General features: G+C 42.5%; 35 protein-coding genes. 1 reads left to right on the top strand and 34 read right to left on the bottom strand.

The genetic code is table 11. The features are described 5' to 3' along the window. Window positions 1-38: 38 nt before the first annotated feature. From O3627_RS09130 to tgt, 32 genes are all read right to left on the bottom strand, one after another. Window positions 39-1,298 (bottom strand): gamma-glutamylcysteine synthetase, encoded by a 1,260-nt coding sequence (locus O3627_RS09130; protein ID WP_125353373.1) that lies wholly within the window; start codon window positions 1,296-1,298, stop codon window positions 39-41. A 247-nt stretch (window positions 1,299-1,545) separates the two neighbouring features. Continuing rightward, a complete protein-coding gene (gene rplQ, locus O3627_RS09125) occupies window positions 1,546-1,932 on the bottom strand; it encodes a 50S ribosomal protein L17 (protein ID WP_002894521.1) in 387 nt (128 codons plus the stop codon). Window positions 1,933-1,943: 11 nt separating this feature from the next. After that, window positions 1,944-2,882 carry a DNA-directed RNA polymerase subunit alpha gene (locus tag O3627_RS09120; protein WP_002894519.1) on the bottom strand — a complete coding sequence of 313 codons (939 nt, stop codon included), beginning with the start codon at window positions 2,880-2,882 and terminating at the stop codon, window positions 1,944-1,946. A gap of 45 nt (window positions 2,883-2,927) precedes the next feature. Next, the gene (gene rpsK, locus O3627_RS09115) at window positions 2,928-3,311 is read right to left on the bottom strand and encodes a 30S ribosomal protein S11 (RefSeq protein WP_001118385.1); all 384 of its coding nucleotides are present in this window, start codon (window positions 3,309-3,311) and stop codon (window positions 2,928-2,930) included. Window positions 3,312-3,330: 19 nt separating this feature from the next. Then, window positions 3,331-3,696: a 30S ribosomal protein S13 gene (rpsM, locus tag O3627_RS09110; RefSeq protein ID WP_002894516.1), complete on the bottom strand. Its 366-nt coding sequence runs from the start codon at window positions 3,694-3,696 to the stop codon at window positions 3,331-3,333. A gap of 17 nt (window positions 3,697-3,713) precedes the next feature. Continuing rightward, the gene (rpmJ, locus tag O3627_RS09105; RefSeq protein ID WP_001808836.1) at window positions 3,714-3,830 is read right to left on the bottom strand and encodes a 50S ribosomal protein L36; all 117 of its coding nucleotides are present in this window, start codon (window positions 3,828-3,830) and stop codon (window positions 3,714-3,716) included. A gap of 22 nt (window positions 3,831-3,852) precedes the next feature. After that, the gene (infA, locus tag O3627_RS09100) at window positions 3,853-4,071 is read right to left on the bottom strand and encodes a translation initiation factor IF-1 (RefSeq protein ID WP_001029883.1); all 219 of its coding nucleotides are present in this window, start codon (window positions 4,069-4,071) and stop codon (window positions 3,853-3,855) included. A 117-nt stretch (window positions 4,072-4,188) separates the two neighbouring features. Then, complete coding sequence (locus O3627_RS09095; protein ID WP_002907492.1) at window positions 4,189-4,827, bottom strand: adenylate kinase; 639 nt, start codon at window positions 4,825-4,827, stop codon at window positions 4,189-4,191. Window positions 4,828-5,000: 173 nt separating this feature from the next. Beyond that, window positions 5,001-6,308: a preprotein translocase subunit SecY gene (secY, locus tag O3627_RS09090; protein ID WP_002905788.1), complete on the bottom strand. Its 1,308-nt coding sequence runs from the start codon at window positions 6,306-6,308 to the stop codon at window positions 5,001-5,003. A gap of 12 nt (window positions 6,309-6,320) precedes the next feature. After that, complete coding sequence (gene rplO, locus O3627_RS09085) at window positions 6,321-6,761, bottom strand: 50S ribosomal protein L15 (RefSeq protein WP_002901833.1); 441 nt, start codon at window positions 6,759-6,761, stop codon at window positions 6,321-6,323. A 154-nt stretch (window positions 6,762-6,915) separates the two neighbouring features. After that, window positions 6,916-7,098, bottom strand: coding sequence for a 50S ribosomal protein L30 (gene rpmD / locus O3627_RS09080; RefSeq protein WP_002894509.1), 183 nt, complete (start codon window positions 7,096-7,098; stop codon window positions 6,916-6,918). A gap of 13 nt (window positions 7,099-7,111) precedes the next feature. Then, a complete protein-coding gene (gene rpsE, locus O3627_RS09075) occupies window positions 7,112-7,606 on the bottom strand; it encodes a 30S ribosomal protein S5 (protein WP_002894506.1) in 495 nt (164 codons plus the stop codon). A 17-nt stretch (window positions 7,607-7,623) separates the two neighbouring features. Beyond that, a complete protein-coding gene (gene rplR / locus O3627_RS09070; protein WP_009659213.1) occupies window positions 7,624-7,980 on the bottom strand; it encodes a 50S ribosomal protein L18 in 357 nt (118 codons plus the stop codon). 85 nt (window positions 7,981-8,065) lie between these two features. Beyond that, window positions 8,066-8,602, bottom strand: a complete 537-nt coding sequence (gene rplF / locus O3627_RS09065) for a 50S ribosomal protein L6 (RefSeq protein ID WP_002894503.1) — start codon at window positions 8,600-8,602, stop codon at window positions 8,066-8,068. A gap of 189 nt (window positions 8,603-8,791) precedes the next feature. Beyond that, the gene (gene rpsH / locus O3627_RS09060; protein WP_002899666.1) at window positions 8,792-9,190 is read right to left on the bottom strand and encodes a 30S ribosomal protein S8; all 399 of its coding nucleotides are present in this window, start codon (window positions 9,188-9,190) and stop codon (window positions 8,792-8,794) included. A gap of 180 nt (window positions 9,191-9,370) precedes the next feature. Continuing rightward, window positions 9,371-9,556, bottom strand: a complete 186-nt coding sequence (locus tag O3627_RS09055) for a type Z 30S ribosomal protein S14 (protein ID WP_001085697.1) — start codon at window positions 9,554-9,556, stop codon at window positions 9,371-9,373. A gap of 17 nt (window positions 9,557-9,573) precedes the next feature. Then, complete coding sequence (gene rplE, locus O3627_RS09050) at window positions 9,574-10,116, bottom strand: 50S ribosomal protein L5 (RefSeq protein WP_002894499.1); 543 nt, start codon at window positions 10,114-10,116, stop codon at window positions 9,574-9,576. Window positions 10,117-10,139: 23 nt separating this feature from the next. Continuing rightward, window positions 10,140-10,445, bottom strand: coding sequence for a 50S ribosomal protein L24 (rplX, locus tag O3627_RS09045; RefSeq protein ID WP_002894497.1), 306 nt, complete (start codon window positions 10,443-10,445; stop codon window positions 10,140-10,142). 74 nt (window positions 10,446-10,519) lie between these two features. Then, the gene (gene rplN / locus O3627_RS09040) at window positions 10,520-10,888 is read right to left on the bottom strand and encodes a 50S ribosomal protein L14 (RefSeq protein ID WP_002894494.1); all 369 of its coding nucleotides are present in this window, start codon (window positions 10,886-10,888) and stop codon (window positions 10,520-10,522) included. A 25-nt stretch (window positions 10,889-10,913) separates the two neighbouring features. Continuing rightward, window positions 10,914-11,174 (bottom strand): 30S ribosomal protein S17, encoded by a 261-nt coding sequence (gene rpsQ, locus O3627_RS09035; protein WP_000440801.1) that lies wholly within the window; start codon window positions 11,172-11,174, stop codon window positions 10,914-10,916. A gap of 23 nt (window positions 11,175-11,197) precedes the next feature. After that, window positions 11,198-11,404: a 50S ribosomal protein L29 gene (rpmC, locus tag O3627_RS09030; RefSeq protein WP_002894488.1), complete on the bottom strand. Its 207-nt coding sequence runs from the start codon at window positions 11,402-11,404 to the stop codon at window positions 11,198-11,200. 9 nt (window positions 11,405-11,413) lie between these two features. After that, a complete protein-coding gene (gene rplP / locus O3627_RS09025) occupies window positions 11,414-11,827 on the bottom strand; it encodes a 50S ribosomal protein L16 (RefSeq protein ID WP_000960948.1) in 414 nt (137 codons plus the stop codon). 3 nt (window positions 11,828-11,830) lie between these two features. Beyond that, on the bottom strand, window positions 11,831-12,484 hold the full coding sequence (gene rpsC / locus O3627_RS09020; RefSeq protein WP_002894486.1) for a 30S ribosomal protein S3: 654 nt from the start codon (window positions 12,482-12,484) through the stop codon (window positions 11,831-11,833). A 12-nt stretch (window positions 12,485-12,496) separates the two neighbouring features. Continuing rightward, entirely contained in the window at window positions 12,497-12,841 is a 345-nt protein-coding gene (gene rplV / locus O3627_RS09015) for a 50S ribosomal protein L22 (RefSeq protein WP_002894484.1), read from the bottom strand. Window positions 12,842-12,852: 11 nt separating this feature from the next. Continuing rightward, the gene (gene rpsS, locus O3627_RS09010) at window positions 12,853-13,134 is read right to left on the bottom strand and encodes a 30S ribosomal protein S19 (protein ID WP_000533766.1); all 282 of its coding nucleotides are present in this window, start codon (window positions 13,132-13,134) and stop codon (window positions 12,853-12,855) included. 85 nt (window positions 13,135-13,219) lie between these two features. Further along, window positions 13,220-14,053 carry a 50S ribosomal protein L2 gene (gene rplB / locus O3627_RS09005; protein WP_002894482.1) on the bottom strand — a complete coding sequence of 278 codons (834 nt, stop codon included), beginning with the start codon at window positions 14,051-14,053 and terminating at the stop codon, window positions 13,220-13,222. A gap of 17 nt (window positions 14,054-14,070) precedes the next feature. Then, window positions 14,071-14,367 carry a 50S ribosomal protein L23 gene (locus O3627_RS09000; RefSeq protein ID WP_002894481.1) on the bottom strand — a complete coding sequence of 99 codons (297 nt, stop codon included), beginning with the start codon at window positions 14,365-14,367 and terminating at the stop codon, window positions 14,071-14,073. Next, window positions 14,367-14,990: a 50S ribosomal protein L4 gene (gene rplD, locus O3627_RS08995; protein WP_125383021.1), complete on the bottom strand. Its 624-nt coding sequence runs from the start codon at window positions 14,988-14,990 to the stop codon at window positions 14,367-14,369. Before rplD ends, O3627_RS09000 begins: the two co-directional genes overlap by 1 nt. Window positions 14,991-15,014: 24 nt before the next feature. Beyond that, the gene (gene rplC / locus O3627_RS08990; RefSeq protein WP_002894479.1) at window positions 15,015-15,641 is read right to left on the bottom strand and encodes a 50S ribosomal protein L3; all 627 of its coding nucleotides are present in this window, start codon (window positions 15,639-15,641) and stop codon (window positions 15,015-15,017) included. Window positions 15,642-15,725: 84 nt separating this feature from the next. Further along, complete coding sequence (gene rpsJ / locus O3627_RS08985) at window positions 15,726-16,034, bottom strand: 30S ribosomal protein S10 (RefSeq protein WP_002894478.1); 309 nt, start codon at window positions 16,032-16,034, stop codon at window positions 15,726-15,728. Window positions 16,035-16,406: 372 nt separating this feature from the next. Beyond that, on the bottom strand, window positions 16,407-17,045 hold the full coding sequence (locus O3627_RS08980; protein WP_125383022.1) for a uridine kinase: 639 nt from the start codon (window positions 17,043-17,045) through the stop codon (window positions 16,407-16,409). A 25-nt stretch (window positions 17,046-17,070) separates the two neighbouring features. Next, complete coding sequence (gene tgt / locus O3627_RS08975; RefSeq protein WP_125383024.1) at window positions 17,071-18,213, bottom strand: tRNA guanosine(34) transglycosylase Tgt; 1,143 nt, start codon at window positions 18,211-18,213, stop codon at window positions 17,071-17,073. 152 nt (window positions 18,214-18,365) lie between these two features. Between tgt and O3627_RS08970 the strand changes: the two genes are divergently transcribed. Then, on the top strand, window positions 18,366-19,241 hold the full coding sequence (locus tag O3627_RS08970) for a DUF975 family protein (RefSeq protein WP_125383025.1): 876 nt from the start codon (window positions 18,366-18,368) through the stop codon (window positions 19,239-19,241). 17 nt (window positions 19,242-19,258) lie between these two features. Here the strand turns inward: O3627_RS08970 and O3627_RS08965 are convergent, their stop codons facing one another. Further along, entirely contained in the window at window positions 19,259-19,771 is a 513-nt protein-coding gene (locus O3627_RS08965; RefSeq protein ID WP_125383027.1) for a kinase, read from the bottom strand. A gap of 1 nt (window position 19,772) precedes the next feature. Further along, window positions 19,773-20,210 (bottom strand): CoA-binding protein, encoded by a 438-nt coding sequence (locus O3627_RS08960; RefSeq protein WP_125383028.1) that lies wholly within the window; start codon window positions 20,208-20,210, stop codon window positions 19,773-19,775. Between the last annotated feature and the right edge of the window lie 151 nt (window positions 20,211-20,361).

Below are 20,361 nucleotides of genomic sequence, written 5' to 3'. Positions count from 1 at the left end.
TTTTCTAGAATTTTTTATTCATCATAGGCCAGCCTCTACTAAAGAGAGGGAAGATAAGCTTCCTCACCTAGTTGACGTGCTATTAAACCAGCTCTCGCCAGCTGAAGCAAAGTCTTTGTGAGCTCATAAATATGCTTTGTTTCACTTGCGGTCAACTCTTTTTTAGAGAACCTTCTTCTTAAAGCTTTGTAATCCCGACCTTCCTGTTGAAAGAAGGTAGCATCTTGTAAATAGGTTTTTACATTTTCCAGATTTTCTAAAATACCAAGATGAAAAGCAGCAGAAGAAAAGGTTTTATCAAAAGGTTGGGTACAGACACTCCGAAACTCTACTGTCCCCCGTGTCGTCAAATCTTGATACTGGTAACTTCTGTGATTCTTGAAGTCTGCTTCCCTTGGAGTCAAGTTTGTTTTTTCGCCTGAAAGGTCATAAGCCTCAATAGTTTTCTGGCTCAAGTATTCATTAGCAGCTATCGGATAGAAATAGTAGGATTGACCATTTCGTTCGGCAGTAAAAAGTGCTGATCTATCAAGATATGCAAAAAATTCATCTTCAGTTTGAAAATCTTTCGAATTAACACCCGCATTTTCCTGTAAAATGCCATGCATCGATTGCTCCCAGAAAATATCTCGAGCGATTTTTGTATTCCAAGAAGAATCTGAAAACTCTGAATTGGCAAAAAGGTATGCCTTAGCAGCTTCAATTTGATTGAAGACATTGATAACAGTTAAATAATTTTCTCTTGAAACATCCAGCTGAACTTGACTCCCACAGATAAAAGCACCATATTCTGGATAATTGTGCAAACCTTCCATGTTCTTTCCCATAGCTAAATACTGCATCAGCATTTCATATCTTGGATACTTAACTGGACTATTATCATTTTCTGACCAGAAAGGATGAATACCTTTACCTTGAATTTCATGGTTTTCTGTGCGAAGAATTGGCTGAATAATGTTCAGATAGTCCTTAAAACGTTCTTCAACTTCTTGAATTCTGCTAGCCTTGGCAAAAGCAAATTCTAAAGTATTGTAAGAGACCTCAAAAAGAATTCTGTCTTCATTTTTAGTCGATTTCAGTTGGATGGGGTTCCCGTCTCTATCAAATCGTTCTGCCTCAAAATCATACTCTTCCAACAGACGCTTCAAGAGATTCTTGGCAACATTTGGATCCGTTGCTCCGCCCTGGCTATTGACAATAGGAAATTCTAACTCAATGCCAATGTAGACAGTTGGATTTTCTTTGATATTCTTTAAATAGCGTTCTTTTAAAATTTGGATTGAATCAGTCATTTTCATTTCCTATAAATTTTTGATAGTGTTAGAGTATTATAACAAAATTTAAGGTATTTTCCTAGCCTCATGCAAAAACGCCTGCTTACGAAATTGTTTTTGCCTTAAAAGCAATTTCGTAAACAAGCGTCTACCTATTATCACCTATATGATGAGTGTTCCCGCTAGGAAAAAATCCTAGCGGTAGACCAGAGCTAGACTAAGAATAGAGCTTCTATTCCATCATCATAACACTCAACAAAGATTGATGATCTTATACTAATTCGATGATTGCCATTGGCGCAGCATCTCCGCGGCGCGGTTCAGTTTTCAGGATACGAGTATATCCACCGTTGCGCTCTGCATAGCGTGGTGCAATCTCAGAGAACAATTTTTGAAGAGCAGTAGTTGTAGTATACTTTTCTGTTGCTTCATCATAGTTTTCTGATGCGATTTCATTGCGTACAAAAGCTGCAGCTTGACGACGAGCGTGCAAGTCTCCACGTTTGCCCAATGTAATCATTTTTTCAACTGTTTTACGGATTTCTTTAGCACGAGCTTCAGTTGTCACGATTGATTCGTTGATCAGCAAATCAGTAGTCAAATCGCGAAGCATTGCTTTACGTTGTGAGCTAGTGCGTCCTAGTTTACGGTAAGCCATGTATTCCTCCTTTATTTATCGTTTTTTAACCCCAGACCGAGATCAGCAAGTTTAACTTTTACTTCTTCCAGACTCTTGCGTCCCAAGTTACGAACTTTCATCATTTCAGGCTCAGATTTCTCTGTCAAATCAAATACAGTATTGATACCTGCACGCTTCAAACAGTTGTATGAGCGAACTGACAAATCTAATTCTTCTATGGTCCGTTCCAAAATGCGGTCATCAGAAGTCTTTTCTGCTTCCTTCATAACGTCTGCAGCGATAGCTACTTCTGTCAGATTAGTGAAGAGATTCAAATGTTCCGTAAGGATGCGGGCTGAAAGTCCCAAAGCATCTTCTGGAATAATTGTTCCATTCGTTAAAATTTCAAGGGTTAGTTTGTCAAAACCATCGTTGCTACCAACACGAGCTGGCTCAACCTGGTAATTAACTTTTGTCACAGGCGTATAGATAGAATCCACCGCAAGTGTTCCCACTGGTGCATCATCTTTCTTATTTTCATCTGCAGGCACATAACCACGACCGCTATTGACAGTCATCGTTGCCTTAAAGCTTGCACCTTCTCCGATTGTAAAGAGATAATGATCAGGGTTTATAATTTCAATATCACTGTCTGTTAAAATGTCTCCGGCAGTTACTTCTGCTGGTCCTTCAACATCCAGTTCAATAATCTTTTCGTCTTGGACGTAAGATTTTACAGCAATCCCTTTGACGTTCAGAATAATTTGCATCACGTCTTCACGGACACCAGAAATTGTATCAAACTCGTGTAGCACACCTTCAATATTAATTGAAGTAACAGCAGCACCTGGAAGTGAAGCCAAAAGCACACGGCGAAGAGAATTTCCCAGTGTTGTACCATAACCACGCTCAAGCGGCTCTACTACAAACTTGCCATAGTCTTTATTTTCATCAATTTTTGTTATATTTGGTTTTTCAAACTCAATCATTTGCTATACTCCCTCTTAAACGAAAAGCAGTGTAACGGTTGGTGATTATACACGGCGACGTTTTGGAGGACGAGCACCATTGTGTGGTACAGGAGTCACATCACGAATAGCTGTTACTTCAAGACCAGCGGCAGCAAGAGCACGAATAGCAGACTCACGACCAGAACCTGGACCTTTTACAGTAACTTCAACTGATTTCAGACCGTGTTCCTGTGCAGATTTAGCAGCTGCTTCAGATGCCATTTGGGCAGCAAATGGTGTAGATTTACGAGAACCTTTAAATCCAAGAGCTCCAGCAGATGACCAAGCAATCGCGTTACCATGCACATCAGTAATCATAACAATAGTGTTATTAAATGTAGCGTGAATATGAGCAATACCGGATTCGATATTTTTCTTCACACGACGTTTACGTGTTGGTTTAGCCAAGACTTTTTACCTCCTTATATTATTTTTTCTTACCTGCAATCGCAACAGCTTTACCTTTACGAGTGCGGGCGTTATTTTTAGTGTTTTGTCCACGGACAGGAAGTCCACGACGGTGACGGATTCCACGGTATGAACCGATTTCCATCAAACGTTTGATGTTCAAGTTTACTTCACGACGAAGGTCACCTTCAACTTTAATCGCATCTACTTCACGACGGATAGCATCTTCTTGTTCGATTGTAAGATCTTTTACACGGATGTCTTCTGAAACTCCAGCAGCTGCCAAGATTTTCTTAGAAGTTGGAAGTCCGATACCGTACACATAAGTCAGTGAAACGACTACACGTTTGTCATTTGGAATGTCAACTCCAGCAATACGAGCCATTTTTTCTCCTTTCTATCTTATCCTTGACGTTGTTTGTGTTTTGGATTTGCTGGGCAAATTACCATAACACGACCATTACGACGAATAACTTTACAGTATTCGCAAATTGGTTTGACCGATGGTCTTACTTTCATTTTTTCCCTCCAAGTTTTTCGATTATTTAAAGCGGTATGTGATCCGTCCACGTGTCAAATCATAAGGACTCATTTCTACAGTCACACGGTCTCCCGCTAAAATACGAATATAGTTTTTACGAATTTTACCAGAAACTGTTGCTAAAATCTGATGTCCATTTTCAAGTTCAACCGTAAACATTGCATTAGGCATTGTATCAACTACCTTGCCTTCAACCTCAATCACATCGTCTTTTGCCACGCAAAAGTACCTCCATAAATTTCGATTTGATCCCTCTGAGCACAGAGGTAACAATTATAAGTCAGACTAATTCATTGTATCACTACTTGTCAAATATTGCAAGCAGGAAAAACGCTTTTATTTCAAATTTGTCAAGACTTTTTCGATAGCTGAGAAGACATCATTAATATCTTGATTTCCTTGAATATCATGGACCAGACCTTTGCTGCGATAGTGATCAATAATCGGCTGACCCTGAGCGATATTGACATCCAAACGACGTTTAACTGTCTCAGGCTTGTCATCTTCACGCTGGTAATAATCCTCTTCCTTGTAGTCTGCTGGCGGATTGAAGACCTTGTGGAAGGTTTCACCTGTTTCACGATGGATAATCCGACCGCTCAAACGCTCCAGTAAACAATTAGGATCTACTTCGATATTGATAACGCCATCCAAAGCCAAATCAAGCTCTGTCAGAGTTTGGTCCAAGGCATGTGCTTGTTCAATCGTACGTGGGTAACCATCCAACAAGAAACCTGTTTCTTTGATGTCGTCCTGTGAAAGGCGTTCTTTAACGATTCCGTTTGTGACTTCATCTGGCACCAACTCGCCCTTGTCAATATAGGACTTGGCTAAAACGCCCATCTCTGTTTGGTTAGCAATCGCCGCACGGAACATATCTCCAGTTGAAATATGTGCAACATTGAAGCGCTCAACGATTTTAGCAGCTTGAGTTCCTTTACCAGCACCTGGTAAGCCCATAATCAAAAGATTCATGATTGGTCTCCTTTTTTGTTTTTAAAGCAATCTATTAAACCGATTAATAAACTCGTTTAAAAACAAAATAGAAGGGGGTGAGTCTACTCTGTCCCCTTTTATTTTGTTTATTTTCGGTTCAAGAAAGGTTATCTGAACAGGCTTCTCATTAGAAAAGCTATTCAAAAGTTCCCTTACTCTGAAGTATCCATAAAGCCGACATACTTTCTCTTCAGCAGGTAGCCTTCTAGCTGTTTCATTCCCTCAATACCAGTTGAGATGATGATTAAGAGACTGGTCCCTCCAAGAGCAACGGCATCTGTCAATCCAAATACATCTTTAGCCAAGATAGGCAGGATAGAGATGAAACCTAGGAAAAGAGAGCCCACTGTTGCCAAACGACGCAACAGCTTAGACATGTAGTCTTCTGTTCCTTTACCCGGACGAACACCTGGAATGTAGGCTCCGCTCTTTTGCAGATTTTCTGCTGTCTTCTCTGGATTAATCTGTACAAAAGTATAGAAGAATGTAAAGAGGACAATCAGGAAGGCGTACATGAACATACCACTAATGGTCGTTGTTGCCAAAAGTGACTGAGCTGTCTTAACCCAATCTGCGTCATAGCCCATGGCACTGACAACTTGGAAAATCGCTGCCGGTGCAGCTGTAATCGAGCTGGCAAAGATTACTGGAATAACCCCAGCCGGATTGACTTTCAGTGGCAGATAGGAGCTAGAAGGTGCACCCTTAGCTACTTTCGTATACTGAATTGGAATTTTATATTCAGCCTGCTGTACAAAGGTTGTAAAGTAAATGATAAGCAGGACTGCCACAATCAGAATCCCTACAAAAATGAAGGATGAAGTCAAACGTTCACTAGGAATATTGACAAAGTAATCTTCATAGATACCTTTAATCATATCAGGGATAGCGGAAACGATACCAGCAAAGATGATCATGGAAACGCCATTTCCGTAACCCTTGTCTGTAATCTGCTCACCCAGCCAAGTTACAATCATTGAACCAGTTGCTAGAAGAACGCAAATCAAAGCGTAGGTCTGAACATTAGGATTGGCAACCAGATTAGCTCTTGAGAGAGTATCAAAACCAGCGGTAATCCCAATTGCCTGCACAAAGGCCAAAACTAGGGCGATATAACGAGTCGCTTGATTCAGCTTCCTCCGTCCCACTTCCCCTTGCTTGCCCCACTCTACAAACTTCGGAAGCAAGTCCATCTGCAGCAACTGAACAACGATCGAAGCTGTGATATAAGGACTGACCCCAAGTGCAAAGACAGAGAAGTTGCGCATGGCATTACCAGAGACCAAGCTCAGCATATTCAGGAATGGCAAATCATTCAAATTGCTTAAGGCTTTGGCATTAATCCCTGGAACCGTTATGGTTGTACCGATACGGAAAACTAAGATGATAAAAATCGTGAACAGAATCTTAGACCGTACCTGTTTGATTTTAAATGCGTCTTTTAATAGTTTGAAAAACATAGGTCACCTCGCTTAGATGACTTCCACTGAACCACCTTTAGCAGTGATAGCTTCTTCAGCTGATTTAGAGAATTTAGCTGCCTTAACAGTCAATTTCTTTGTCAATTCTCCGTTACCAAGAATCTTGATACCTGATTTTTCAGCTTTTACAATACCTGCTTCGATGAGAACAACTGGTGTTACTTCAGCGCCATCTTCAAAGGCGTTCAGTTGGTCAAGGTTAACAATCGCATATTCTTTGCGGTTGATGTTCAGGAAACCACGTTTTGGAAGACGACGGAACAATGGAGTTTGTCCACCTTCAAAACCAAGACGAACGCCGCCACCGCTACGAGCTTTTTGACCTTTTTGACCACGACCAGATGTTTTACCGTTACCAGATGATGTACCACGACCAACACGGTTGCGGACTTTACGAGAACCTGCAGCAGGTTGTAATTCATGAAGTTTCATTATATTATTTCTCCTCTTTTGTAAAATGCTAGCGCTCATATAGGAGAAAAGGTGTCTCCTATATAAACTCGCCTATACATATATTTAGTTTTAGGGGCTGAGAAAATCCCATCCCCTAACGTATTTTAATTTAAAGTTGTTAAACCAGCAAAGCTTATTTAACTTCTTCAACAGTTACCAAATGTGATACTGCAGTAATCATACCGCGTACTGCTGGATTATCTTCTTTGATAACCGAGCTGTTCAATTTGCCAAGTCCAAGTGCTACAACAGTTTTACGTTGTGACGGGATGCGTCCGATTGGAGACTTAGTCAAAGTAATTTTAATTTGAGCCATGTTATCCCCTTTCTTATGCCAAGTCAGAAACTGAAATACCACGAAGGGCAGCAACTTCTTCAGCGCGTTTTAATTGTTTCAAACCTTCAACAGTTGCGCGAACGATGTTGATTGGTGTGTTAGAGCCAAGAGATTTAGATGTAACATCTGCTACACCTGCCAACTCGATGACGGCACGAACCGCACCACCAGCAGCAACTCCAGAACCCTCAACAGCTGGTTTAAGCAATACTTTAGCTCCGCCAAATTCTGAAAGAACTTCGTGAGGAATTGTTGTGCCAACCATTGGTACTTCAATCAAATTCTTCTTCGCATCTTCAACTGCTTTGCGGATTGCTTCTGGTACTTCTTGAGCTTTACCGGTACCGAAGCCAACACGACCATTGCGATCACCAACAACTACAAGAGCTGCAAAGCGAAGACGACGTCCACCTTTAACAACTTTTGTAACACGGTTGATGGCAACTAAACGTTCTTCAAGTTCAACTGCGTTGTCTTTAAATGCCATTTTCTAGTGTCCTCCTCTTAGAATTTCAATCCGTTTTCACGAGCTGCATCAGCCAAAGCTTTTACACGTCCGTGATAGAGATATCCACCGCGGTCGAAGACGACTTCAGAAATACCTTTAGCAACTGCACGTTCAGCAACGAGCTTACCAACAACAACGGCTTGTTCTGTTTTAGTTCCTTTTGAAACTTCTTTGTCAAGAGTTGAAGCGCTTGCGAGCGTTACACCCGCTACGTCATCAATCACTTGAGCGTAGATGCCTGTATTAGAACGGAATACGTTCAAACGTGGGCGATCAGCAGTTCCAGAGAGTTTTCCGCGAACGCGACGGTGGCGTTTTTGGCGGATTTTATTTTTATCTGGTTTCGTAATCACAATTTTCACCTCTTAATTTTAATCTTGTGCTTATGCACAACCTTGGAAAACAGCTTGCTTGGCTGAAAAAATCAGCCAGACAAGATTATTTACCAGTTTTACCTTCTTTACGGCGAACAAATTCACCAACGTAGCGGATACCTTTACCTTTGTATGGCTCTGGAGCACGCAGGCTACGTACGTAAGCTGCAGTTTGTCCAACTACTTCTTTTGAAATTCCGCTGACAACGATAGTTGTTGGGTTTGGAAGTTCAAAAGTGATGCCTTCTGGAGCTTCTACTTCGTCTGGATGAGATTTACCAACTGAAAGTACAAGCTTTTTGCCTTGAAGTTGAGCACGGTAACCAACCCCACGCATTTCAAGTTCTTTCTTGAATCCTTCTGATACACCAACAACCATGTTGTTCAAAAGGGCACGAGTTGTTCCGTGGATTGTTTTCATTTCTTTTGAATCGTTTGGACGGTGAAGCGTTACTTCAGTTCCTTCCACACGGATTTCAATATCTTTTGAGAACTCACGAGTCAGTTCTCCTTTAGGTCCTTTTACAGTTACAACGTTGTCTTTGTTGCTGATTTCAACACCAGCTGGCAACACGATAACTTTATTACCAATACGTGACATGTATATATTCTCCTGTTAGATTGTCAGGCCGTAAGCGACCAGTTTTCACGGGGCTTAAATCGATTTCTCGATTTAAAAGAACATTTAGGTTTCAATTTCAAAGTGAATCTAGGCATCGTCTCGCAGGCATAACTTTTGGTTAGGCAAGAGACGATAACGAAGAGTCACAAAGACATTGGGAACTAAATATTACCAAACGTAAGCGATAACCTCACCACCAACATTCTTTTGGCGTGCTTCTTTATCAGTCAGCAAACCTTCAGATGTTGAAAGGATAGCAATTCCAAGTCCGTTCAGAACTTTTGGAAGATCTTCGCGTTTCTTGTAAACACGCAGACCTGGTTTTGAAACGCGTTTCAAACCAGTGATAACTTTTTCACCATTTTGTCCGTATTTAAGGAATACACGGATGATGCCTTGTTTGTCATCTTCGATGATTTCAACGTTTTTTACAAAACCTTCACGCTTCAGGATTTCAGCGATCCCTTTTTTGATGTTTGATGCAGGCACTTCAAGCACTTCGTGGTTTGCTTGGTTAGCATTACGGATACGTGTCAGAAAGTCTGCAATTGGGTCAGTCATAACCATTTTATATTTCTCCTCTTACTAGTAGTTTGCAAGCTGCACTTGCTAGTTAATGATTGAGCTGGGCTCAGAATATGTTTCTAGGTTTCAATTCCTAAGTGAGTCTAGGCATCGGCTTGTAGGCATAACTAAAGTTAGGCAAAAGCCGATAACGCGGAATCATAACGGAATTGAAAGCTAGAATTACCAAGATGCTTTGGTAACGCCAGGGATTTGTCCTTTGTATGCTAATTCACGGAAGCAAACACGGCAAAGTTTAAACTTGCGGTAAACGGAATGTGGACGGCCACATTTTTCACAACGAGTATAAGCTTGCGTAGAGAACTTAGCTGGGCGTTTGTTCTTAGCAATCATTGATTTTTTAGCCATTTGTTTTACCTCCTATATTATTTTGCAAAAGGCATTCCAAGGCCTGTAAGCAATTCGCGTGACTCTTCGTCAGTGTTAGCAGTTGTTACGATAACGATGTCAAGACCGCGAGTCTTATCAACGTCATCAAAGTTGATTTCTGGGAAGATCAATTGTTCTTTCACACCAAGTGTGTAGTTTCCGCGTCCATCAAAAGATTTTGTTGGAACACCGTGGAAGTCACGAACACGTGGAAGAGAAACTGAAACCAATTTATCCAAGAATTCATACATACGTTCGCCACGAAGGGTTACTTTAGCACCGATCGCTACACCTTCACGAAGACGGAAGCCGGCGATTGATTTTTTAGCTTTAGTGATAAGTGGTTTTTGACCTGAGATAAGAGCCAATTCTTCAGCAGCTTTTTCAAGGTTTTTAGCGTTTGATACAGCGTCACCGACACCCATGTTCAAAACGATTTTATCCACTTTTGGCACAGCCATAACAGATGAGTAGTTGAACTTTTCAGTCAAAGCTGGAACTACTTCTTTAAGATATTTTTCTTTTAAACGATTTGCCATTATACTTCTCCTTTCCTTCGTGATTAGTCAAGCACTTCGCCTGATTTTTTATTGTAACGAACTTTTTTGCCGTCTACAAACTTGTAGCCAACACGTCCTGCAACTCCATTCTTGTCAAGCACTTGAACGTTTGACACATGGATTGGCGCTTCTTTTTCCACGATAGCACCTTGAGGGTTTTCGTTATTTGGCTTTTGGTGTTTCTTAACGATGTTTACACCTTCAACAACAACTTTGTTTACTTTTGGAAGAGCTGTAACAACAAGTGCTTCAACACCCTTGTCTTTACCAGCAATTACGCGAACTTTGTCGCCTTTTTTTACAAACATTTATTTCTCCTCTTAATTCTTACGCCCATAGGGCACCCTGACTTTTGCCAGGGGACTGTGTTTGTTAATTTTGATTAAAGTACTTCTGGAGCCAATGATACGATCTTCATGAAGCCGCCGTCACGCAATTCGCGAGCAACTGGGCCGAAGATACGAGTTCCGCGAGGAGTTTTGTCTTCACGGATGATGACTGCAGCGTTTTCGTCAAATTTGATGTATGAACCATCTTTACGACGAGCACCTGATTTAGTACGAACGATAACAGCTTTTACAACGTCACCTTTCTTAACCGCACCACCAGGAGTAGCTTGTTTTACAGACGCAACGATTACATCACCGATGTTAGCGAACTTACGTCCTGAGCCACCAAGAACTTTGATTGTCAAGATTTCGCGAGCGCCGCTGTTGTCGGCAACTTTCAAACGAGTTTCTGTTTGAATCATTTAAGTTTTCTCCTTTCTGGTTTGATTAGATGATAACCGCTTCTTCAACGACTTCTACAAGACGGAAGCGTTTTGTAGCTGAAAGCGGACGAGTTTCCATGATACGAACGATATCGCCTTCTTTGGCAACATTGTTTTCGTCATGTGCTTTGTACTTCTTAGAGTAGTTAATACGTTTGCCATAGACTGGGTGGTTACGTTTAGTTTCAACTACAACTGTGATTGTTTTGTCCATTTTGTCAGAAACAACGCGTCCGACAAGAACTTTACGATTATTGCGTTCCATTGAAATTCTCCTTCCCTAGTCTATTATTTAACTTCTGATTGAACAGTTTTGATACGAGCGATTTGTTTTTTCACTTCTTTCAGGCGAGCTGTCTGCTCCAATTGGCCAGCAGCTGCTTGGAAACGAAGATCAAACAATTCTTTCTTCAATTCATTTTCACGCTTCGCGAGTTCTTCTTGAGAAAGACCACGAAGTTCTTTAACAAATTCTTTTACTTCATTAAGTTTCATGCCTTCTCCTTATTCTGCTTCACGTTTTACGAATTTACATTTAACTGGAAGTTTGTGGCTTGCAAGGCGAAGTGCTTCGCGAGCGATTTCTTCTGAAACGCCAGCAACTTCAAACATTACTTTGCCACGCTTAACTGGCGCAACCCAACCTTCTGGAGCACCTTTACCAGATCCCATCCGTACACCGATAGCTTTTGCAGTGTATGATTTGTGTGGGAAGATTTTAATCCAAACTTTACCACCACGCTTCATGTAACGAGTCATAGCGATACGGGCAGCTTCGATTTGGCGGTTAGTGATCCAGTGGCTAGTAGTTGCTTGAAGACCGTATTCTCCAAATGCTACTTCTTTTCCGCCTTTAGCTTCACCGCGCATTTTTCCACGGAATTCGCGACGGTGTTTAACACGTTTAGGTACTAACATTGGTTATTTACCTCCTTTAGTGTTTTTACGAGCTGGAAGGACTTCTCCACGGTAGATCCAGACTTTAACACCCAGTTTACCGTAAGTAGTGTCAGCTTCTTCCCAAGCGTAATCAATATCCGCACGAAGAGTGTGAAGCGGAACAGTTCCCTCAGAGTAACCTTCGCTGCGGGCAATATCTGCACCATTCAAACGACCTGATACTTGAGTTTTGATTCCTTTAGCTCCTGCACGCATTGTACGTTGGATAGCTTGTTTTTGAGCACGACGGAAAGCAACACGCTGCTCAAGCTGGCGAGCAATTCCTTCACCAACCAGATGCGCATCCAAGTCAGGACGCTTGATTTCGATGATGTTGATGTGGACTTGTTTTCCAGTCAATTTGTTGAGTTTTGCACGGAGTGCATCAACGTTTGCTCCGCCTTTACCGATAACCATACCTGGCTTAGCAGTGTGAAGAGAAACGTTTACTTTGTTTACTGCGCGTTCAATTTCAATAGTTGAAATCGCTGCGTCAGCCAATTCTTTTTGAACGAATTTACGGATTGCAAGATCTTCATGAAGGTAATCCGCGTATTCTTTTTCAGCATACCATTTGGCATCCCAATCACGGATGATGCCGACACGCATACCAATTGGATGTACTTTTTGACCCACGATGTTACCTCCTTATTTTTCTGCAACGACCACAGTGATGTGGCTTGTGCGTTTGTTGATTGGTGAAGCTGAACCTTTAGCGCGCGGACGGAAACGTTTCATAGTTGGTCCTTCGTTTGCGAAAGCTTCAGATACTACCAAGTTTGCTTTTTCCAAACCAAAGTTGTTTTCAGCATTAGCGATTGCAGAGTTCAAAACTTTTTCGATAATGCCAGCAGCTTTGTTTGGAGTGAATTTCAAGATTGCGATTGCGTCAGCGACGTTTTTACCACGAATATTGTCAAGAACCAGACGAGATTTACGAGGTGAAACACGCACTGTACGAGCCATTGCTTTAGCTGAAGTAATTTCTGCCATTTATGTTCTCCTTATTTTCTACGTGTTTTCTTGTCGTCTGCAGCGTGACCCTTGTAAGTACGAGTTGGCGCAAATTCACCAAGCTTGTGACCTACCATGTCTTCCTGGATGTAAACAGGCACGTGTTTACGTCCGTCATAAACTGCGATTGTGTAACCAATGAAACTTGGGAAGATCGTTGAACGACGTGACCAAGTTTTGATGACTTTTTTCTTTTCGTCGTTAGCTTGAGCTTCAACTTTCTTCATCAGATGCTCATCGACGAAAGGTCCTTTTTTAAGACTGCGTCCCATTTTATATTTTCTCCTTTAAATAAGTACCACAGCGGCCTGCGCTGACTAAGCAGCGCTACCGAGCTGGCGGATAGATTGTTTTAAATTATTTCTCGTTGCGACGACGAACGATAAGTTTGTCAGATTTCGCTTTTTTGTTACGAGTTTTAAGTCCAAGAGCAGGTTTGCCCCATGGAGTAGATGGCGCTTTACGACCAACTGGTGCTTTACCTTCACCACCACCGTGTGGGTGATCGTTAGGGTTCATTACAGAACCGCGAACTGTTGGGCGGATACCTTTCCAACGGCTACGTCCTGCTTTACCAAGATTTACAAGTCCATGTTGTTCGTTTCCGACAACACCAACTGTAGCGCGACAAGTACCAAGAATCATACGAACTTCGCCTGATTGAAGACGAACAAGAGTGTACTTACCTTCTTGACCCAATACTTGAGCAGAAGCTCCTGCAGCACGAACCAATTCTCCACCGCGGCCTGGCTTCAACTCAATGTTGTGAACCAAAGTACCAACTGGGATGTTAGCAAGCGGAAGAGCGTTTCCGACTTTGATATCTGCTTCAGGGCCTGAAACGATGCGTTGACCAACTTCAAGACCTTTAGGAGCGATGATATAAGCCTTCACACCGTCAGTGTAGTGAACCAAAGCGATGTTTGCTGAACGATTTGGATCATACTCGATTGTTTTTACAACTGCTTCAACAGCGTCTTTATTACGTTTGAAGTCAATCAAACGGTAGTGACGCTTGTGGCCGCCACCTTGGTGACGAACAGTGATGCGACCGTTGTTATTACGACCAGCCTTGCTCTTCAAAGAAACGAGCAAAGATTTTTCTGGAGTGCTGGTAGTGATTTCAGCGAAATCCAAAGAAGTCATATTACGGCGACCGTTTGTTGTTGGTTTATAAACACGAATTCCCACGATATTTCCTCCTTAGATTATTCTTCTTCTGCACCGAACAACTCGATTGCTTTAGAATCAGCTGTCAGTGTTACGATAGCTTTTTTAGTTTTGTTTGTAAAACCAGTGTAGCGTCCAACGCGTTTTGCTTTTGGCTTTACATTGATAGTGTTAACGTTAGCAACCTTAACTCCTTCAAAAGCAGCTTCAACAGCTTGCTTGATCAAGAGCTTGTGAGCGCGAGTGTCCACTTCAAATACGTATTTGCCTGCTTCGTACTGAGCCATTGAGCCTTCAGTGATAACAGGTTTTTTGATTACGTCGTACAAATTCATTATGCAAGAACCTCCTCAATTTTAGAGATAGCTGCCTGAGTAACCAGAAGTTTATCGCTGTTTACGATGTCCAGAACGCTTGCAGTTGTTGCAGTTGCAACTTTCACGTTTGGAAGGTTGCGAGCTGAAAGTGCAGCGAATTCATTTCCTTCTTCAAGGATAACAAGAACTTTCGTATCGATGCTCAGTGCAGCAAGCACTTTTGCAAACTCAGCAGTTTTTGGAGCTGTAAATGAAAGGCTGTCTACAGCTACGAATTTGTTTTCAGCAACTTTTTCAGAGTAAACTGATTTCAATGCCAATCTACGAACTTTACGTGGAAGTTTGTAAGCATATGAACGAGGAGTTGGACCGAATACGATACCACCACCACGCCATTGTGGAGAGCGGATAGACCCTTGACGAGCACGTCCAGTTCCTTTTTGACGCCATGGTTTGCGTCCGCCGCCTGATACTGCAGAACGGTTTTTAACAGTGTGAGTTCCTTGACGAAGGCTAGCGCGTTGGCTTATGATAACATCAAAGACAACTGATTCATTTGGCTCAATACCAAAGACCGCATCGTTCAGAACTACTTCACCAGCTTCTTTACCAGTTTGGTCAAATAATTTTACGTTTGCCATTGTGACTGATTTCCCCTTTCTTTATTATTTACCAGCTTTAACTGCTGACTTGATAGTGATAAGAGATTTCTTAGCACCTGGTACGTTACCTTTAATCAGGATAACGTTCTTCTCTGGAACAACCTGTACGATTTCAAGGTTTTGAATCGTTACACGGTTGCCGCCCATACGTCCAGCCAAGCGTTTGTTTTTGAAGACGCGGTTTGGCGCAACTGGTCCCATTGAACCAGGACGACGGTGGTAACGTGAACCGTGAGCCATTGGGCCACGAGATTGGCCGTGGCGCTTGATAACACCTTGGAAACCTTTACCTTTTGAAGTTCCTGTTACATCAACAACATCACCAGCTTCGAATGTATCGACAGTGATTTCTGCTCCTACTTCCAAGCCTTCAATGTTTTTGAATTCACGAATGAAGCGCTTAGGAGCTGTGTTAGCTTTCGCTACATGGCCTTTGGCAGGTTTGTTGCTCAATACGTCACGAAGGTCATCAAAACCAACTTGAACTGCGTTGTAACCATCTGTTTCAACTGTTTTAACTTGAAGAACAACGTTTGGAGCTGCTTCAACAACAGTTACAGGGATTAATTCGCCAGCTTCAGTGAAGATTTGAGTCATTCCCACTTTTTTCCCTAAGATTCCTTTTGTCATGAGAAAATGTTTCCTTTTCTATAATTTTTTTCAAAAAGTTTTTAACGAGCGTTTTTCATGCTCTGGTTTAGATCAAACTTTAGATTAAAGTTTAATCTCTACGTTCACACCACTTGGAAGATCCAATTTCATCAAAGCGTCAACTGTTTTTTGAGTTGGGTTGATGATGTCGATCAAGCGTTTGTGAGTACGCATTTCAAATTGTTCGCGAGAGTCTTTATATTTGTGAGTCGCACGAATGATTGTGTAGAGGCTGCGCTCAGTTGGAAGTGGGATTGGACCCGCAACTTCAGCACCAGTACGAGTAGCAGTTTCTACGATTTTTGCAGCCGCTGTATCAAGTGTACGATGTTCGTAAGCTTTCAAACGGATGCGGATTTTTTTGTTTGCCATCTTTTTCTCCTTTTCGTCTATTTAAGATAATAGGCTAGCTCCACAAGAAAACCGACAGGTGATTGCGTGGCAATGCAACCGAGCGTGTCGCAACCTCTTGCATCAAAGCTACACGCTGTATTTTTACAGCACCATAGTATCTTAACACAAAGAACCAGTCATTGCAAGGGATTTGAGTAATTTTTTAAAGATTTTTAGGATAATTTTTTATGAAAGAGTTTTCTAAATAATTTATAAGTCTTGTAAATCATTATAGAGAAGAAAATTTAGATTTTTAACCTATTTATTCGAGTTTGTATTCAGAAAATACAAAATCCCACTGACGTACATCAGTGAGTTCAAAAATAAAAATTTACCCTTGGCTACTTTATTTTATAGTAAGGGGCTGTCCTTCTCGATGAGAAAGCTGTTGCCTGACTGACAGATGACAAGGCCGGCAGCTGCTAAATAGGGCTGATAAAAGTGCCTATATTGCTCTCGTCGAGACAGATGCATCTGCTCTATCCACTCTGGTCTGCGCTCTCGCACAGCCACATCTCTTGCTAAGCGGCGTTCTAACTCGGTCTGATCATCCGTGTAAAAGCAAATCGACAAATCAAACAAACTTTCAGGCAAAAAGGCAGCCGACATACCTTCTACTATTAAAATAGGCTCTCGGGCTGATAAACGCAAGCTAGGCGACCAAGCTGTGCCAATGGTCAGAATATCCAGACCGGACTGCAAGGCGCAAATATCTCGCTCCAGACTCCCTAGTTCATGAACAGCTGGGAGGCAGGCTGTGACCTTTTGATGAGGAAAATCTTTAGAAGTGAGCAAATCTCGATACTCTCCAGTAATTACATAAGGATCTGTTTCCAACAGATTGGCTCGTTCCTCACCCAAGGCTAGCTGGAGTTTTCGAGCAAAAGTTGACTTCCCCGAAGCACCATGACCGTAAATACGCAGGGTATGGTTTTGGTCGTCTGACAGATAAGCCATCAATCTGTTCAGCAATTTCTCTTCATCAGACATGGCTTCTCCTTTCAAATGGAGACTCTTAGAAATTTCGGCTGGATTTATTGTAGCCGTAGCGCTCAATAAAGTCTTCACGGAATTCCAGCAAGTTGTCATCCATGATAGCTTGGCGGACCTTCTTCATAAGGTTTACCAAGAAGTAGAGATTATGATAGCTGGTCAGGCGGATGCCAAAGGTTTCATCCGCTTTAAGCAAGTGGCGGATATAGGCCCTCGTATAGTTGCTGCAAGTGTAGCAGTCACAGTCATGGTCCAGCGGCGTGAAATCTTCCTCAAACTGAGCGTTTTTAACAACCAGACGCCCTTCGCTAGTCATACAGGTACCGTTTCGGGCAATCCGGGTCGGCAGGACGCAGTCAAACATATCTACACCACGGATAACCCCATCAATCAAGCTATCTGGCGCTCCAACTCCCATGAGATAGCGAGGCTTGTTTTCAGGCAGTAGGGGAGTTGTAAAGTCCAGCACTGCATTCATCTCTTCGTGAGATTCACCAACTGCCAGTCCTCCAATTGAGTAGCCCGGAAAATCCATGCTGACCAAGTCTTGAGCAGACTGGCGGCGCAAATCTTCAAATCCAGCACCCTGAACAATCCCAAAGAGTCCTTGGTCGTGTGGACGGCTGTGGGCCTTGAGTCCACGCTCTGCCCAACGGCTAGTCCGCTCAATGGACTTCTTGACATAGTCATAGGGTTGGTAGAACTGCGGGCATTCATCAAAGGACATCATAATGTCACTGCCCAGATTGTTCTGGATGGAAATGGCCTTTTCTGGCGATAGGAACATCTTAGATCCATTGAGGTGGTTCTTGAAAGTTACTCCTTCTTCTGTGATATTGCGGCTGTCAGCTAGAGAATAGACCTGAAAACCGCCACTATCCGTCAGAATAGGCTGATCCCAGTTCATGAACTTGTGCAGACCACCTGCACGGGCAATCAGCTCATCGCCTGGCCGCAGCCAGAGGTGGTAAGTATTGGACAAGATGATACCAGAACCCATTTGCTTGAGCTCTTCTGGTGACTGGGTCTTGACCGTCGCCTGGGTCCCAACCGGCATAAACATAGGCGTCGGGAAAGTCCCGTGAGGCGTGATAATTTCCCCCAAACGAGCACCTGTATGCTTTTCTTTTTTAATCAAACGATATTGAATCGGTGATGTTGACATGTTTCCTCCTGCTGGGAAAAACAGTCCCAGCGATTTTTCTTCTATATAATGAGCAGCAAGGGCTCACAAGATACCGTATGATTTTACCAAAAAAACTTCTATCTGTCACGGGGTATGATATAATGTAACAGACAAATCCAAATGGAGGAATTATGAATCTAAGTAACATCAGAGCTCAGGCTCGTACCGTCCGCAGCCAAACGAGAGGGATTTTTCTTTTGTTTGCGGCCCCAACCCTTGTCAGCATCCTCAGCATCTTACTTTCCCTTAATGACAACCTAAGAGATTCCATTCCCAGCCTAACTTTTAGCCAGTCCATCTATCTTCTCATTAGCAAAAATCTTTTCCCGACAACAATTCAGTTTATCTTGACTTTGCTACTGCTTTCTGCTAGCTATACCATGATGAAGGTCCTTCGTAAGACAAAGGATGACGTTGGCTTTTCAGATATTGGCCGGCTTTTTACGAGCAAGACTTTCACACCTGTCTTCAAGACGGTTTTACTCAAGCAGCTTCTGATTTTTCTTTGGAATATTCCTATGTTCTGCGGGAGTCTTCTAGCAATCTTTAATGCTTATAAAATCCTCTCTATTTCGGAAAAAATCCCAGCCCATACAGTAGTGACGGCTCAAAGTGCTGCAGGCCAGCAGATTCTTCAATACACCCCTGGTATGTTACTGGGAACCCTCTTGATATTCACTGGCTTAGGTATTGCCATCCCTCAGTACTATGCTTATGCTCAAGCAGAGTTCATCCTCTATGACCAGCTTGAGGCTGGGAGTTACCAGGGAGCTTTCTATGCTATCCGTCAAAGCCGGAAGCTAATGAAAGGCTATAAAGGAAAGCTTTTTATGCTTAATCTGATCTTCATCGGCTGGAATTTATTGGCCAGATTAACTTACGGCTTGCTGAATTTTATAGTTCTCCCTTATACAGCGACTGCTTACATTCTCTTTTATGAAGAATTGAAAAAAGAAAACGCAATCTCATATAAAAACAACCCACAGGCACAGGACTCCTTGTCCTAAGCTTGTGAGTTGTTTTTTTATTTACTATTATATTCTGTCTTGTCCAGGGCAGAGCAGATTTTGTCAAAGGCTGCCTCTAGTGAATCCTCATCTGTGAAAAAGGCTTCCTCTTCCCAGCCCAAGAAGTCTCTGTCTTTCCACCAGCGCTTCATGTCGGCTGGGGTAAATTCTTCTTGTTTAGCTCTGGTCTGATGGCGACGGACTGTTTCTTCAAAGGATAGGTCATAGTAGTAAGCAAAGACCCGCGGAGCGAAGATTTTTTTCAACCGTTCTAGCATCTGTCCATAAATGTCTGTCTCATAAAATCCTTCTACCAGAACCAGCAAATCATGTTCGTAACCGAAGCGTGCCAATGTCTCTGTCAGGTCAATAGACAAATTCCCTGGCTCAACCTTTTCCTTGAGCATGTCCCGTCTAACCGTATCCTGCGATATCAGGAGAGTTCCTCGGCCGTAGTGAGTCTGCAGTTTTCTGGCCAGGCTAGACTTGCCAGAGCCGGAATTGCCACGAATGATGACTAACTTGGCCATCTTATTCGCCCAGAATCAAGCGTGTATGCTCGCGCTTAATGCAGCGATCCATGACAATATCATCCCGACCGGCTGCCCGCAAAATCTGCTCAGCCTCCTCACTCTCCAAGCCCAACTGAGCCCAGAAAATCTTGGCATCCGACTGCAGAAAATCCAGTGCCACATCTGGCAAAAACTCACTGCGACGGTATACATCGACAATATCCACCGGGAAAGGAATATCTTTGAGACTGGCATAAACAGTCTCACCAAAAATTTGACTGCCCGCTGCCCGCGGATTGACTGGAATAATGCGATAACCTCGCTCCTGCATCTCCTTGGACACGCGGTTGCTGGTCGTTTCTTCGCGGTCAGACAGTCCGACAACAGCAATCACTTTGCTGTTTTTCAAATAATGCTTGACGATTGCATCACTGGGATTTTGAAAATGATAAGTCATAGGCTTCCTCCTCATTCATAATAAAGCTGGATAGTTTTGCAAGTATTGTGTCCTAACTGAATCCGGGCTAAACACCGTTTGAAAAAGACAAGCTTCCTCGCATTCATCGAATGCTGTGTCAGCTTTCTATTTTCACTTTGTGTTTTACGCC

This window comes from Streptococcus sp. 27098_8_82, assembly GCF_041431615.1.
GTDB lineage: Bacteria > Bacillota > Bacilli > Lactobacillales > Streptococcaceae > Streptococcus > Streptococcus sanguinis_K.
The sequence above is the reverse complement of the archived record's forward strand: the minus strand, read 5'-3'. Positions and strand labels throughout refer to the sequence as shown.

What these genes read in the sequence shown, in the direction of transcription:
- O3627_RS09130 (WP_125353373.1), bottom strand. Translation starts at nt 1,298, where the DNA reads ATGAAAATGACTGATTCAATCCAAATTTTAAAAGAACGCTATTTAAAG.
- rplQ (WP_002894521.1), bottom strand. Translation starts at nt 1,932, where the DNA reads ATGGCTTACCGTAAACTAGGACGCACTAGCTCACAACGTAAAGCAATG.
- O3627_RS09120 (WP_002894519.1), bottom strand. Translation starts at nt 2,882, where the DNA reads ATGATTGAGTTTGAAAAACCAAATATAACAAAAATTGATGAAAATAAA.
- rpsM (WP_002894516.1), bottom strand. Translation starts at nt 3,696, where the DNA reads ATGGCTCGTATTGCTGGAGTTGACATTCCAAATGACAAACGTGTAGTC.
- rpmJ (WP_001808836.1), bottom strand. Translation starts at nt 3,830, where the DNA reads ATGAAAGTAAGACCATCGGTCAAACCAATTTGCGAATACTGTAAAGTT.
- O3627_RS09095 (WP_002907492.1), bottom strand. Translation starts at nt 4,827, where the DNA reads ATGAATCTTTTGATTATGGGCTTACCAGGTGCTGGTAAAGGAACTCAA.
- secY (WP_002905788.1), bottom strand. Translation starts at nt 6,308, where the DNA reads ATGTTTTTCAAACTATTAAAAGACGCATTTAAAATCAAACAGGTACGG.
- rplO (WP_002901833.1), bottom strand. Translation starts at nt 6,761, where the DNA reads ATGAAACTTCATGAATTACAACCTGCTGCAGGTTCTCGTAAAGTCCGC.
- rpmD (WP_002894509.1), bottom strand. Translation starts at nt 7,098, where the DNA reads ATGGCTCAAATTAAAATTACTTTGACTAAGTCTCCAATCGGACGCATC.
- rpsE (WP_002894506.1), bottom strand. Translation starts at nt 7,606, where the DNA reads ATGGCATTTAAAGACAACGCAGTTGAACTTGAAGAACGTTTAGTTGCC.
- rplF (WP_002894503.1), bottom strand. Translation starts at nt 8,602, where the DNA reads ATGTCACGTATTGGTAATAAAGTTATCGTGTTGCCAGCTGGTGTTGAA.
- rpsH (WP_002899666.1), bottom strand. Translation starts at nt 9,190, where the DNA reads ATGGTTATGACTGACCCAATTGCAGACTTTCTGACACGTATCCGTAAT.
- O3627_RS09055 (WP_001085697.1), bottom strand. Translation starts at nt 9,556, where the DNA reads ATGGCTAAAAAATCAATGATTGCTAAGAACAAACGCCCAGCTAAGTTC.
- rplE (WP_002894499.1), bottom strand. Translation starts at nt 10,116, where the DNA reads ATGGCAAATCGTTTAAAAGAAAAATATCTTAAAGAAGTAGTTCCAGCT.
- rplX (WP_002894497.1), bottom strand. Translation starts at nt 10,445, where the DNA reads ATGTTTGTAAAAAAAGGCGACAAAGTTCGCGTAATTGCTGGTAAAGAC.
- rplN (WP_002894494.1), bottom strand. Translation starts at nt 10,888, where the DNA reads ATGATTCAAACAGAAACTCGTTTGAAAGTTGCCGACAACAGCGGCGCT.
- rpsQ (WP_000440801.1), bottom strand. Translation starts at nt 11,174, where the DNA reads ATGGAACGCAATAATCGTAAAGTTCTTGTCGGACGCGTTGTTTCTGAC.
- rpmC (WP_002894488.1), bottom strand. Translation starts at nt 11,404, where the DNA reads ATGAAACTTAATGAAGTAAAAGAATTTGTTAAAGAACTTCGTGGTCTT.
- rplP (WP_000960948.1), bottom strand. Translation starts at nt 11,827, where the DNA reads ATGTTAGTACCTAAACGTGTTAAACACCGTCGCGAATTCCGTGGAAAA.
- rplV (WP_002894484.1), bottom strand. Translation starts at nt 12,841, where the DNA reads ATGGCAGAAATTACTTCAGCTAAAGCAATGGCTCGTACAGTGCGTGTT.
- rpsS (WP_000533766.1), bottom strand. Translation starts at nt 13,134, where the DNA reads ATGGGACGCAGTCTTAAAAAAGGACCTTTCGTCGATGAGCATCTGATG.
- O3627_RS09000 (WP_002894481.1), bottom strand. Translation starts at nt 14,367, where the DNA reads ATGAATTTGTACGACGTAATCAAAAAACCTGTTATCACTGAAGGCTCA.
- rplD (WP_125383021.1), bottom strand. Translation starts at nt 14,990, where the DNA reads ATGGCAAACGTAAAATTATTTGACCAAACTGGTAAAGAAGCTGGTGAA.
- rplC (WP_002894479.1), bottom strand. Translation starts at nt 15,641, where the DNA reads ATGACAAAAGGAATCTTAGGGAAAAAAGTGGGAATGACTCAAATCTTC.
- rpsJ (WP_002894478.1), bottom strand. Translation starts at nt 16,034, where the DNA reads ATGGCAAACAAAAAAATCCGCATCCGTTTGAAAGCTTACGAACATCGT.
- O3627_RS08980 (WP_125383022.1), bottom strand. Translation starts at nt 17,045, where the DNA reads ATGTCTGATGAAGAGAAATTGCTGAACAGATTGATGGCTTATCTGTCA.
- tgt (WP_125383024.1), bottom strand. Translation starts at nt 18,213, where the DNA reads ATGTCAACATCACCGATTCAATATCGTTTGATTAAAAAAGAAAAGCAT.
- O3627_RS08970 (WP_125383025.1), top strand. Translation starts at nt 18,366, where the DNA reads ATGAATCTAAGTAACATCAGAGCTCAGGCTCGTACCGTCCGCAGCCAA.
- O3627_RS08965 (WP_125383027.1), bottom strand. Translation starts at nt 19,771, where the DNA reads ATGGCCAAGTTAGTCATCATTCGTGGCAATTCCGGCTCTGGCAAGTCT.
- O3627_RS08960 (WP_125383028.1), bottom strand. Translation starts at nt 20,210, where the DNA reads ATGACTTATCATTTTCAAAATCCCAGTGATGCAATCGTCAAGCATTAT.